We start from the raw sequence: 12,892 nt of genomic DNA, 5'->3' as shown, positions 1-12,892 counted from the left end.
CCGAGCGCCCCTGTCCGGGCAAACCCTGAGGCGTCGGGCGGGCCCGCCCGCGACAATGGCCGAATGCGGTATCTCATCCTCGGCCCCAGCGACGCGCTCGACCCCACCGGCACCTCCCTTCCCCTGGGCGGTGCCCGGCTGCGGGCGCTGCTCGCCGCGCTCGCGCTGCGCGGCGGCCGGAGTGTGACGGTCGCCGAGCTGGTCGACGACGTGTACGAGGACGAGCCGCCGCAGGACGCGCCGGCCGCGCTGCAGGCGCTGGTCGGACGGCTGCGGCGGGTGCTCGGCAAGGACGCCGTCGCGTCGGGGCCGGGCGGCTACCGGCTCGTGGCGGGGCCCGAGGACATCGACCTGTACGTGTTCGAGCGCCACGTCCGGGACGCGGGCACCCGGCTCGACGCGGGCGACCCCGAGACCGCCGCCGCGCTGCTGCGGACCGCCCTCGGCCTGTTCCGCGGCCCGGCGCTCGCCGACCTGCCCGAGCACGCGGGCGTCCGCCCCGAGGCCCAGCGGCTCGCCGCGCTCCGCCACCGCGTCGAGGCCGACCTGCGGCGCGGCGCCACCTCCGGACTCGCCCCCGAACTGGCCGAGCTGATCGGCGCGTATCCGTACGACGAGACCTTCCACGCCCAGCTGATCCGCGCCCTGCGCGCCGAGGGCCGCCCGGCCGACGCCCTCGCCGCGTACGAGAACGCCCGCCGCACCCTCGCCGACGGGCTCGGCGCCGACCCCGGGCCGGAACTGACCACCCTGCACGCCGAACTCCTCGCCGGAACACCGCCCCGCGTACCGCGCCCGGCGTACCCGGCCGCCCGCACGCCCGCCGCCTCGCCCACGTACGAGTCCGCGTACGGCTCCGCCCCGACCCGTACGCCCTCACCCGCTCCCGCTCCTGTTCCCGCTGCCGAGAGCGGCAACATCCGCCCCCGTCTGACCTCGTTCGTCGGCCGCGAGCCCGAACTGGCCGCTCTCCGTACCGACCTGGAGCACGCCCGTCTCGTCACCCTCACCGGCCCCGGCGGCTCGGGCAAGACCCGGCTCGCCGAGGAGGCCGCCCGCGGGGCCGCCGGGCCCGCCGCCTGGATCGCCGAGCTCGCCCCGCTCGACGACCCCGACGCCGTCCCCGGAGCGGTACTCTCCGCGCTCGGCCTGCGCGAGACCAACCTGATCACCACCCGCGAGGGCGTCCCGCTCCCGGACGACCCCACCGACCTGCTCGTCGACCATCTGGCCGGCCGCCCGCTGCTGCTCGTCCTCGACAACTGCGAGCACGTCGTCGGCGCCGCCGCGGCGCTCGCCGAGACCCTGCTCGCGCACTGCCCCGGCCTGCGGATCCTCGCCACCAGCCGGGAACCCCTCGGGGTCCCCGGGGAGACCGTCCGCCCCGTCGAGCCCCTCCCGCCCGCGCCCGCCCACCGGCTCTTCGCGGAACGCGCGCGTGCCGTCCGCCCGGGCTTCCGCGCCTGGGCCAGCGAACCCACCGGAGCCACTGGGGCCACCGAACCCGGCAGGGTCACCGAGGCCACCGACGACGACGCGCTCGCCGTCGCGGAGATCTGCCGCCGCCTCGACGGTCTGCCCCTCGCCATCGAACTCGCCGCCGCCCGGCTGCGCCTGCTCACCCCGCGCCAGATCGCCGACCGCCTCGACGACCGCTTCCTTCTCCTCACCTCCGGCTCCCGCACTGTCCTGCCCCGCCAGCAGACCCTGCGCGCGGTCGTCGACTGGTCCTGGGAGCTGCTCGAACCGGCCGAACGCGACCTGCTGCGCCAGGTGTCCGTCTTCGCGGGCGGTTGGGACCTCGCCGCCGCCGAGGCTCTCGCCCCGGCCACACCGGGGACGCCCGGCACGGCCGACACGCTCGGCGCCCTTGTCGACAAGTCCCTCGTCGTCGCCGCTCCCACCGACGAGGGCGAGATGCGCTACCGCCTCCTGGAGACCATCCACGAGTACGCCGCCGAGCGCGCCGCCGCGACCCCCGCCCTGCGCGCCGCCGCCGAGACCGCCCACACCGCCCACTTCACCGCCCTCGCCGAACGCGCCGAGCCCCTGCTGCGCTCCAGCGCCCAACTCCCCTGGATAGCCCGGCTCGAACGCGACCTCGACAACATCCGCGCCGCCCTCCACCGCACCGTCGTCACCGCGCCCGACGAGACCACCGCCCTGCGGATCGTCTTCGCCATGGGCTGGTTCTGGTGGCTGCGCAACTACCGCCCCGAGGCGCTGTCCTGGGTCGAGCGCGCCCTCGCCCTCGGCGACGACCCCGAGGACCCGGCCGACCCCCGGCACTGGCCCCGTATGCACCTGCGGATGCTCTCCTTCTTCCTCGCCATGGAGAGCCAGAGCATGAGCGGCCTCGACGCCTTTCGCGACGAGGCGGAGGGCATGGCCCTGGTGGCCCGGGTCCGGGACGCGTTCGCCGAGAATCCCGGCCCCGAGTCGGCGCGCTTCCCCGGGCTGCTGTGGCCGTTCACCGCCTACTTCGCCGACGAGACCGGCGACATCCGGCCCCTGCTCGACGCCGCCGTCGCCAACTGCCGCCGCCATGGCGGTGACTGGGAGCTTGGCGCCGTCCTGATGTTCCGTACCCATATGGTCATCGACCGGCCCGGCGACGGACCTGGCATCGCACAGGACCTCGGCGAGCTGCGGACGCTGTCCCGCCGGGTCGGCGACCGCTGGATGCGGGCCCAGGTCGCCGGGGTCGCGGCGGAGTCCCTGCTGATGCGCGGGCGGTACGAGGAGGCGCGCGCGGAGTACGCCGAGGCGCTGGAGCTGGCCCGCGAGGTCGGCGCGTACGCCGAGGCGCCGTTCCTCATGGCCAGGCTCGCCGAGCTGCACTTCCGGGCGGGCGACACGGCGGCCGCCGAACGGGGCCTCGACCAGGCGGAGGCCGAGGCCCGGCGCTGTCACGTCAAGGACCTGGTGGTCTTCGCCGAGTTCCTGCGGGCCGCGCTCGCCTTCCACGAAGGCGACTGGGCCGCCGCCCGCCGGTATGTCGAGAGAGCGGGGGCCGAGCCCGGCATCGGCACCCCGCCGCCGCATGTCGAGGCCTACCTCATCGGCCTCACCGCCCGTATCGAAGCCCAGCAGGGGGCCGGCGCCCCGGCCGTCGACCGGGCGACCGAGGCGCTGCGGATCGCCCGGGACGGGCAGTGCGCCCTCCAGGTCGTGGCCGGTCTCGCCGAGGCGCTGGCCCTCACGCTCGTACTCGGCGGACGTGCGGCCGACGCCGTGACCGTCCTCGCCGCCGCCGACACCTGGCGTACGGACCTGCCCCGCTCCGTACCGGAGCGGCGGGACGCCGACCGGGTGACCGACCGGGCCCGCGACGCACTCGGCCCGGCGGCCTACGAGACGGCGCGGGCGGCGGGCCGGGACCTCACCGCGGACGGGGTGCTGGCCCTCGTGGAGTCGTACGAGGCCCGGGCCGCCGGGCCGGGCGCCCGCCGGGCGTCATGACGCGCAACTGATCCGGGAGTCCGCCCAGTCCGCGACCAGCACCCGGCCGAACTTCGTGTGCGGCTCCACCACGAGCCGGAGGGTGCTGCGGCCGGTGAGCCCGAGGCGTACCGGCACCGGTGTGTCACCGGGGCGGAGCACCGCCGAGCGCCACAGCCGCTCCCCGTCGGCGTACACGGAGAAACGGACCCCGCCGGGGTGTTTCAGCGGCTCGGTCAGGTCGTCGACCCCGACGAGCGCGTCGTACCGGGTGCACTCCCGGTTGAGGTCGATGTGCACCGACGACGAGGCCGACACACTCACCCCGCTGTAGCGGACGCCGTTCATCGACAGATCGTCGTGCTGCCACAGCCAGCTGCTGCGCGCGAGGTCGATCTCCGGCTTGGTGCCGTCGCCCCCGACGCCGTACTCCAGTTGGCTCAGCGGGAAGACGGCCGGCGGCTCCGGCGGCGGCGGAGTGGGCTTCGGCGGTGTCGGAGTCGGTGTCGGCTCCGCCGGTGTCGGCGTGGGAGCGGGGGTGGAGGGGGGCTTCGGGGAGGGCGTCGGCCGCGGGGCGGGCTTCGCGCTCGGCGTGGGCGCCGGCTCCTGCTTCGGCTTCGCCGCGGGCTTCGCGGACGGTGTGGGGCTCGGAGCCGGTACGTCCGGGGCCGCGGGCTTCGCGCTCGCCGGCGGGGCCGGGGCGGGCGGGGGCGTCGGCTTCGGTGCGGGCGCCGACGGGGGCACCTTCACCGGCGCGGCGGCCTTCGGCGCGGGCGCGGGCTTCGCGACCGGCTGCGGCTCGGAGCCGGTGAGCGCCCAGACGAGACCGGCGGACGCGGCGACTGCGGCGACCGCCGCGATCCCCGCCTTCGCGGGGACGCCCAGCCCCTCGGCGGCGGCGGACGAGGCCCCGGCCCCACCGGAGGCACCCGCGCCGGCGCCCGCGCCCGCACCCGTGGCGGCCGCCGCCGCTCCGGCCGCGCCCGCTCCGGCCACCCCGCCCGCGACGACGCCCGCCGCCTTGAGCGCGTACCCGGCGGCGAACCAGCCGATGACCGCGACCGGCAGCAGCGCCGGGATCCCGGCGTTCACCTGCGCCAGTTCACCGGCGGCGAGCCGGCACTGGGCGCACTCGGCGATGTGCTTGCGCAGGCCCCGTTCGGCCCGGGTCCGCAGCCCCCCGCGCGCGTACGCGCCGAGCCGGTCGGCATAGCGGGCGCAGTCGCCGCCGGTCGTGAGGGACTGGCTGACATGGGCCTGGAGGTACGCCTGCTTGAGCCCCTCGCGGGCCCGGCCGGCGAGGACGGCGGTGGCGTTCGCGGTCAGCCCGAACAGCGGCGCGATCGCGCTCGGCGACTCCTCCTCGACCGTGGTGTGCCACAGCACGGCCTGCCAGCGCTCCGGCAGCGAACGGAACGCCTGGAGGGCGAGCGACCGTTCGGCGAGGTGCATGGCGCGGACATCGGCGCCCAGATCGAGGGCGTCGGCCTCGGCCACCTCCGACGAACGGGCGGCGTCCTCGGCGAACAGCGCGAAGTCCTCGACCAGTTGCTCGCGCTTGCGGGTCCGCGTCCAGGACGCGGCGACCCGGCGGACGGAGGTCAACAGATAGGCGCGTACGGCCTGTTCGGGCCCGGCCCCGCGCCGTACCGCCTGAAGGGTGCCGGCGAAGACCTCGGCCGTCAGATCCTCGGCGGTGTCCGCGTCCCGGCAGCAGGAACGGGCGTACCGGCGGACGGCGTCGTGGTGGCGTCGGTACAGCTCCCCGTACGCGTCGTCGTCGCCCTCCCGCATCCGCCGCACCAAGTCGGCGTCGGACGGCGGCAGATCAGACGACGAAGTTGACGCAGACGACGCCGACGACGGGGCGGAACCGGCGCCGGTCCCGCCGTTCGCGCGCTGCTGCGGCACGGTCGGCGCGTCGGCTCCCGCGGGTACGGAGGACACGGGTAGGGAAGACGCGGGTACGGAAGGCGCCGGGGCGGTGCCGCCGAGGCCCGGCGCGCGGGCCGGGCCGCCCTGGCTCGGCACCTGGCCGGTCGCGGGGGCCGCCGCACCGTCCGGACGGCCGGTGGCGCCCAGGGTCTCGTCCCGACTGTCACCGCTCATCGCCGAAGCCCCCGTATGCACGCTCGACCGACATACCGGCCAAGCCTGCCACAGAGCCCGGGCACGCCGAAGTCCCGCGTCCACTTACCACTCGTTGGGGGCGACTTCAGGCCTCCGGGCGTGACTCTTCGGCCGCCCGTGCCATGATCGCGCGGCTCGCGCCCCCCACCAGGGGGGACGTGAGCCCACGCGCGCGTACGAGTGAGGACGCGGTGGTCGTCGTGACCGCCGCCGTCGCGATTACCGCGAGCGCAGCCCCTCCAGAAGGATGTCCAGAAGCCGTGCCGAGGCCGCCGCCTGCTGGGCGGCGTCCGGCAGCGCCGGCGCCGCGGTGGCGATCACCAGCAGGACGTCGGCCACGGTCACGTCCGTCCGCAGCTCACCCGCCTCCCGGGCCCGCTCCACCAGCCGGCCCACGACCTCCAGCAGCTCCGAAGCACCCGCGTCGTCCTGCTCGGCCGCCGGCATCGCGCGCGGCGCGACCACCCGCTGCTCGGCCTGCTGGGCGTAGTCGGCTACGGCACCCGTGCCGCCGCCCGGCACCGCCCCGTTCAGGGCGGACGCCCGCTGCTGCGGCACCCGGATCCCGTCCTCCGGCTGCGCCGCGTCGTCGACGCCGACCCGCAGCACCTGCGGCGGCAGCAGCCGCCCGGCACCCGAGGCGACCGACGTCCGCAGGAAGCGGGACAGCGCCGACCACGGCTCGTCCTCCTGGCCGAGAGCGGTCCGCGCCTGCTCGGTGAGCCGCGCCGTCTCCTCCTCGGCTATCCGCCGGACCAGCACGTCCTTGCTGGGAAAGCGGCGGTAGACGGTGCCGACACCGACCCGGGCGCGGCGTGCCACGTCCTCCATCGGGGCCCCGTAACCCAGCTCCCCGAACACCTCGCGCGCGGCCCGCAGCACGTGCTCCAGATTGCGCTGGGCGTCCACCCGCAACGGCGCGGATCGCGTGCCCGTCACCGGCTGTTGTGCCGTACGGACCTGTCCGTACGAATCCTGAATCTGCATAAGCGTTCCCCCGCTCATGATGTCTCCCCCCGGAGACTCCCCGCCCTGACACAGGGGTCCGGTCCAGTCGCGCATGCGGCTCCGCGCGTGGCGATCCGGCACCCCGACGAAGTACGAACATAGTTGAGTCGACGTCAATTCAGAAGGGGCAGTTCCGTACGGTGCGCCCCCCGATCGGAGCAAGGACCGGGACACTCCCGATTCCGCTTCCGGACCCCACCCGCCACTACCCCTCTGACCTGCGAACTTCCCATTCCAATACGGCCGTTCGGTATCTCCCGGGGCCCCTCCCCTCCAGTCACACAATTTGCCGGGCCTGTGGACAAACCCCAAACGGCGTTGCCTCATGGGACGGTGACCGAACCTGTGCGCGTTCTCGTTGTCGGCGGTGGCTACGTCGGGATGTACACGGCGCTGCGCCTCCAGCGGCGGCTCAAGACGGAGCTGCGCGAGGGCCGCGCCGAGATCACGGTGGTCACCCCGGAGCCGTACATGACGTACCAGCCCTTCCTTCCCGAGGCGGCGGCCGGATCGATCTCCCCGCGCCATGTCGTCGTCCCGCTGCGTCGTGTCCTTCGCCGTTGCCGGATCATCGCGGGCGAGGTCCACGCCATCGACCATGCCGCGCGCACCGCGACCCTCGCCACCCTCGCCACCGAGGAGGCGGGCGCCCCGGACACCCGACTCCGGTACGACGAACTCGTCCTGGCCCCCGGTTCCGTCTCCCGCGTCCTGCCGGTCCCCGGCCTCGCCGAGCACGGCGCCGGCTTCAAGACGGTCGAGGAGGCGATCAGGCTGCGTAACCACGTCATCGAGCAGATGGACATCGCCTCCTCCACCCGCGATCCGGCGCTGCGCGACGCCGCCCTCACCTTCGTCTTCGTCGGCGGCGGCTACGCGGGCGTGGAGGCGCTCGCCGAACTCGAGGACATGGCCCGTTACGCCGCGCGGTACTACCACAACCTCCGGCCGGAGGACCTGCGCTGGATGCTCGTCGAGGCGAGCGAACGGATCCTGCCCGAGGTCGGCGCGGACCTCGGCCGCTACGCCGTACGCGAGCTGCGCGCCCGCAACGTCGACATCCGTCTCGGCACCCGGCTGGTCTCCTGCGAGAACCGTGTCGCCGTACTCGACGACGGCACCCGCAGGCCCACCCGTACGGTCGTCTGGACCGCCGGTGTCACCCCCGCGCCCCTGGTCGCCGCCTCCGGTCTGCCCCGCACCGCGCGCGGGCGGCTGCGCTGCACCACCCAGCTGCGGATCGCCGGGGTCGACCACGCGTGGGCGGCCGGTGACGCCGCCGCCGTCCCCGATCTCACCGCGGCGCGGGACACGGCCGCCCGCGGCGGTCCGGCGCACGGCGGGACGACAGCGCACGGCGGGCCGGCAGCGCACGGCGGGCCGGCAGCGCACGGCGGGCCGGCGGGGGACGAGGGCGCGCGGCTCCCCGACTGCGCCCCCAACGCCCAGCACGCCGTACGCCAGGCCAGACTGCTCGCCGACAATCTCGCCGCCGCCCTGCGCGGTACGCCGCTGCGGGACTACGTGCACGCGAACGCCGGTTCCGTCGCCTCCCTCGGCCTCCACAAGGGCGTCGCCCATGTCTACGGCCGCAAGGTCAAGGGCTATCCGGCCTGGCTGCTGCACCGCGCCTATCACCTCGGCCGGGTACCGACCTTCAACCGCAAGGCCCGCGTGCTGGCCGAGTGGACGCTGTCCGGCCTGTTCAAGCGCGAGATCGTCTCGCTCGGCTCGCTGGAACATCCCCGCGCCGAATTCGAACTCGCCGCCGCGCCGCCACCTCCGCCGGAACCCGGCGACCCCTCCGGCGGCCCTTCCAGCGGCCCCTCCGGTGGTGACGGCCCCGGCTCCGACCACGGCCCTGGTCGCGGTCCCGGCGAGGGCCCCGGCCACCGCGGGGACGACCGGTTCGACGACGGGCCCGGGAACTGACATCACTGTCAGTGCACTCCTCCACACTGGACGTGTGACCATAGGTGGGCCCACACCTGCACAGAGTGACTCCGCACGGCAACGACACCACGAGGCATACAGATCCGTGAACTTCACCCGTTGGAGCGCCCGGCTCCCGCGTACGCAGCGTCGCACCGCGGCTCGCGGGCCCGAGGGCTCCGTGCCCGCGGCCCGCGGTGAGCACGGGCCCCGGCCGGACCACCTCGCCGCCGAGTCCGGCCGGTCACCCCGAATGGACCAGTCCGCCCGGTCCGGCGAGCCCGCCGAGCCCGCCGAGTCCACCGAGTCCACCGAGCCGGCCGGAGCGCCCGCGCCGGAGGACTTCACCGTGCGGGAGATCGTCGGCCGCCTTCCCGGCCTGGTCGCGCTCGTGTACGGCCCCGAGCACCGCATCGCGTACGTCAACGAGGCATATGCCAGCGCCTTCGGTCCGCGCCCGGCGGGCGCCACCGTCGCCGACACCTGCCCCGAGGCGTCCGAGCTCGGCCTGCTGCCCCTCCTCGACCAGGTCCTGCGCAGCGGCAAGCTCCGCACCGTGAAGTCCCGCCGGACCAAGAGCGGCGGCTTCTACACCGTCACCTGTCTGCCCGTGGACAGCCCCCGGCTGCCCGACGGCGGCGTCCTCATCCACGCCTCCGACGTCACCGACCACGCCGAGGCCGCCGAACGGCTGCGCGCCAGCGAGCGCCGCCACCGCGAGACCGCCGTCACCCTCCAGCGCTCCCTGCTCCCGCAGGAGCTGGAACAGCCCGACGACCTGCGGATCGCCGCGACCTACCAGCCCGGTGTCGCCGACGCCGCCGTCGGCGGCGACTGGTACGACGTGATCACCCTCGGCGCCGGCCGTACGGCCCTGGTCATCGGCGACGTCATGGGCCGGGGCGTGCGCGCCGCCGCCGTCATGGGGCAGCTCCGCACCGCCGTCCGGGCATATGCCCGGCTCGATCTGCCCCCGCACGAGGTGCTCCAGCTGCTCGACGGTCTCGCCGCCGAGATCGACGCCAGCCAGATCGCCACCTGCGTCTACGCCGTCCACGACCCCAACGAGGGCAGGCTCGTCTACGCCTCCGCCGGACACCTCCCGATGCTCGTACGGGACGAGGACGGCACCGTCCGCCGTGCCGAGGACCCCACCGGGCCGCCGCTCGGCACCGGCGGCTGGCAGCACAGTTCCGCCACCATCGATCTGCCGCCCGGCTCCACCGCCGTCCTCTATACGGACGGCCTGGTCGAACGCCGCCGCGAGGACATCGACGAGGGCGTCAGCGCCCTGGAACGCGCCCTCTCCGGCGCCACCGGCAGCCCCCAGGTCGTCTGCGACCGGCTGCTGCGCGCCCTCGGGGTCACCGCCGACCACGACGACGACGTCGCCGTCCTCGTCGTCCAGCACCCGGCCCGCGACGGTTCCGACGCCGAGCTGTTCCACAACGCCGCCCTGGAGCTGCTCGGCGGGGTCGAGGCCGCGCCCCGCGCGCGTGCCTTCGCCTCCGGCGTCCTGGCCAGCTGGCGCTTCCCCGTCGAGCTGTGCGACCTCGGCGTCCTCGCCACCAGCGAGCTGGTGGCGAACTCGCTCCAGCACGGCACCCCGCCCATGCGGCTGCGGCTGCGTCGTACCGACCGCCGGCTGATCATCGAGGTCACCGACGGCGACGACCATCTGCCGCGCCGTCGCCGCGCCGAGTCGGAGGACGAGGCGGGCCGGGGGATCTCGATCATCGCCACGATCGCCTCGTCCTGGGGAAGCCGCCGCACCCCGGGCGGCGGCAAGGCGGTGTGGTGCGAGTTCGCCCTGCCCACGCGGCCCCGGACCACCGGATCACGCCCTCAGTGAGGCCCGGTAAGAACGACCCCCATATAGGCATATGACTGAAGGGGCCCAGAGGACCCCTTCAGTCATATGCGCGGATAGCCGCGTTCAGGACGATCGGAACGATCAGGCGGCGGCCGTCTCGCGCCGCTCCGGCTCGTGCCGCGCGACGATCATCGACGGCTTGGCGACCAGCGACGGCTGGTTCTGCTCCGGCGTGAGCCGCTTGCCGAGCCGGACCGCGAGCACGGTGATGGCGAGCGAGAACAGCACGAAGGTCACGATGTACGGACCGTGCAGCGAGGCCCCCATGGGACCGCCGACCGCCGGGCCGACCGCCAGCGCGAGCTGCTTCACCAGGGCGAAGGCCGAGTTGTACGTACCGACCATCGACTCCGGCGCCAGGTCCGCCACCAGCGGGGCCACCGTCGGCGACAGCATCGCCTCGCCGAGCCCGAACAGCGCGTACGTGGAGATGAACGCCGCCGTCGCCATCGCCTGGCTGCCGGCCCCCAGACCCGCGTACCCGGCGATCAGCCACGCCACGGTCCAGATCAGACCGACGGCCGCGATCATCCGCGTCCGCTTGCGGCGCTCGACGAACTTCAGGACCAGGAACTGCGCGGCCACGATGACCGCCGTGTTGGCGGCCAGGGCGATGCCCAGCGTGGCCGGCGCGATCCCGGCGGCCTCGGTGCCGTACGCGGCGAGACCCGACTCGAACTGGCCGTAGCAGGCGAAGAACAGCACGAAGCCCAGGACGCACAGCTGCACCATGGCCTTGTGGCCGAGCAGCGCCCGCATCGCGCCGCCGCCCTGCGCACCGGCCGGCCGGGCCCCGGGGAGGGTGGCGGTGTCCGGCATCTTCACGGTCAGCGCGATCGCGGCGAGGACGAGGAACATCACCGCTTCGATCGAGAACAGCAGCAGGAAGCTGCCCGGACGGCTGGTGTCGACCAGCTGGCCGCCGATCAGACCACCGACGCCGAGACCGAGGTTCTGCAGGAAGAACTGCATGGCGAAGGAACGGGTGCGGGTGGCCGGCGTCGAGCACCACACGATCATCGTGGCGAGCGCCGGCTGCATCACGGCCGTACCGGCGCCGAGCAGCGCCGCCGACCCGATGGCCGCGGGCACCGAGGCCGCGAGACCGAGGCCGATCGCGCCCACCGAGGCGACCAGCGACGCCACCACCAGTACGGGCACCGGCCCGCGCCGGTCGATCGCCCGGCCGCTGAAGGGCAGCACCATGAGCGCGGCCATGGCGAAGACGGCAAGGACGACACCGGCCGTGCTCGCACCCAGCTCGCGCACCTGAGCGACGTACACATAGAGGTACGGCACGGTGAAGCCGAGCCCGAACGCGCTCAGCGCGCTGCCTGCCTGAATCCGGCGCATCGCGGCGCCCATCGCCTTGGTCACACTCACCCACTTCGGTCAGGGGTACAGGTCTGTAGGCCTGAACCCTGAAGACTTCAACAGTAAAATTAGATCCTTAACAATACACACCGAAGGACTTCAATGCCAACGGAGCCCGTGGAATACTCGGCGGCATGTCCGACACCACCGAGCCCTCCGGCCCCCAGGGCCTGCAGGAGCCGACCCTCGACGAGCAGATCGCCGCGTATCAGCGCGAGTTCCGCGACCTCGACCCCCAGGTCGAGAAGGTGGTCTCCGCGCTGGGCCGGCTGAACCGCCGGATGAACGTGGCGTACGGCCGCCAGGTCGCCGACCTCGGCATCAGCAACGCCGAGTGGGAGGTCCTGAAGACCCTGGTCCTCTCCGGCGCCCCCTACCGGCTGGGCCCGGGGGAGCTGGCCAAGCGCCTCGGCCTGACCCCGGCCGCGATGACCCACCGCATCGACCGCATGGCGGGAGAGGGCCTGGTCACCCGCGACCGCGACGAGAACAACCGCGTGCGCGTGATCGTCGAGCTGACGGACGAGGGCCGCCAGAAGTGGCTGGAGGCGATGCGCATGGCCACGGACTTCGAGCAGGACCTCCTTCAGGACCTGTCGCCCGACGAGCGCGGGGCCCTCGGCGAGATGCTGATCCGCCTGCTGCGCCGGGTGGAGCTGACCCAGCCCGACGCGGGCGGCCGGCTCACCGACCTGGACTGAGGGCCCGGGCCGAGAGGTCGGGGCGAGAGGCCGGGCCGAGCCTCGGAACAGGGGCCGGGGCGGAGGCCGGAAGGCCCGTCGCGAGACCGCCGGCGAGGCCCCTCTGAGAGCCTTGACACGGCCTTCGTGGATGCGTAAGGTTCTCCGAGTTGCCACGGAGCCGGAAGGTTCCCGGCAGCCATCCCGCCGCGATAGCGGCACCTCAACTCCGCACGATCTCCCCACCGGGACGAATTTCGGCTTGCCGAAATTCATTTCGAAAGACTCGATTATGGGTCGCCGGGGAAATCCGCTAGAGTTCAGGACGTCGGAACGGCCCAACAGCCGGGAAGACGAACTCCCGCCGACCGGGAATCGGAGCCGAAAGGGTCTGATAAAGTCGGAAAGCGCCGAAAGGGCCGGAGGGTGAAAGCCTGAAGGAACGGAAAGCGCG

Annotated in this window: 7 protein-coding genes; 4 read left to right on the top strand and 3 right to left on the bottom strand. The window is 74.1% G+C overall.

From position 1 onward, the window contains the following. The first annotated feature begins 63 nt into the window (after nucleotides 1–63). The gene (locus ABZ990_RS26450) at nucleotides 64–3,462 is read left to right on the top strand and encodes a BTAD domain-containing putative transcriptional regulator (protein ID WP_361236490.1); all 3,399 of its coding nucleotides are present in this window, start codon (nucleotides 64–66) and stop codon (nucleotides 3,460–3,462) included. Here the strand turns inward: ABZ990_RS26450 and ABZ990_RS26445 are convergent. Continuing rightward, entirely contained in the window at nucleotides 3,457–5,550 is a 2,094-nt protein-coding gene (locus ABZ990_RS26445) for a sigma-70 family RNA polymerase sigma factor (RefSeq protein ID WP_361236487.1), read from the bottom strand. The two genes, ABZ990_RS26450 and ABZ990_RS26445, sit on opposite strands and share 6 nt — an antisense overlap. A 240-nt stretch (nucleotides 5,551–5,790) precedes the next feature. Continuing rightward, nucleotides 5,791–6,558 (bottom strand): helix-turn-helix domain-containing protein, encoded by a 768-nt coding sequence (locus ABZ990_RS26440; protein ID WP_361236485.1) that lies wholly within the window; start codon nucleotides 6,556–6,558, stop codon nucleotides 5,791–5,793. 366 nt (nucleotides 6,559–6,924) lie between these two features. On the opposite strand from ABZ990_RS26440, the gene ABZ990_RS26435 reads away from it, so the two are divergent. Both ABZ990_RS26435 and ABZ990_RS26430 read left to right on the top strand, forming a co-directional pair. Then, nucleotides 6,925–8,511: an FAD-dependent oxidoreductase gene (locus ABZ990_RS26435; protein WP_361236482.1), complete on the top strand. Its 1,587-nt coding sequence runs from the start codon at nucleotides 6,925–6,927 to the stop codon at nucleotides 8,509–8,511. Between the two features lie 106 nt (nucleotides 8,512–8,617). Next, complete coding sequence (locus tag ABZ990_RS26430; protein WP_361236479.1) at nucleotides 8,618–10,363, top strand: SpoIIE family protein phosphatase; 1,746 nt, start codon at nucleotides 8,618–8,620, stop codon at nucleotides 10,361–10,363. A 102-nt stretch (nucleotides 10,364–10,465) separates the two neighbouring features. Here ABZ990_RS26430 and ABZ990_RS26425 read toward each other — a convergent pair whose 3' ends face one another. After that, nucleotides 10,466–11,749, bottom strand: coding sequence for an MFS transporter (locus ABZ990_RS26425; RefSeq protein ID WP_361236552.1), 1,284 nt, complete (start codon nucleotides 11,747–11,749; stop codon nucleotides 10,466–10,468). 143 nt (nucleotides 11,750–11,892) lie between these two features. On the opposite strand from ABZ990_RS26425, the gene ABZ990_RS26420 reads away from it, so the two are divergent. Further along, entirely contained in the window at nucleotides 11,893–12,459 is a 567-nt protein-coding gene (locus tag ABZ990_RS26420) for a MarR family transcriptional regulator (protein ID WP_361236476.1), read from the top strand. Nucleotides 12,460–12,892: the final 433 nt, after the last annotated feature.

The organism is Streptomyces sp. NPDC046203, assembly GCF_040646255.1.
Classification (GTDB): domain Bacteria; phylum Actinomycetota; class Actinomycetes; order Streptomycetales; family Streptomycetaceae; genus Streptomyces.
This window is presented reverse-complemented; position numbering and strand designations above follow the sequence as displayed.

Coding starts and splice junctions, on each gene's coding strand:
- ABZ990_RS26445 (WP_361236487.1), bottom strand. CDS start 5,550: ATGAGCGGTGACAGTCGGGACGAGACCCTGGGCGCCACCGGCCGTCCG.
- ABZ990_RS26440 (WP_361236485.1), bottom strand. CDS start 6,558: ATGCAGATTCAGGATTCGTACGGACAGGTCCGTACGGCACAACAGCCG.
- ABZ990_RS26450 (WP_361236490.1), top strand. CDS start 64: ATGCGGTATCTCATCCTCGGCCCCAGCGACGCGCTCGACCCCACCGGC.
- ABZ990_RS26425 (WP_361236552.1), bottom strand. CDS start 11,749: ATGGGCGCCGCGATGCGCCGGATTCAGGCAGGCAGCGCGCTGAGCGCG.
- ABZ990_RS26420 (WP_361236476.1), top strand. CDS start 11,893: ATGTCCGACACCACCGAGCCCTCCGGCCCCCAGGGCCTGCAGGAGCCG.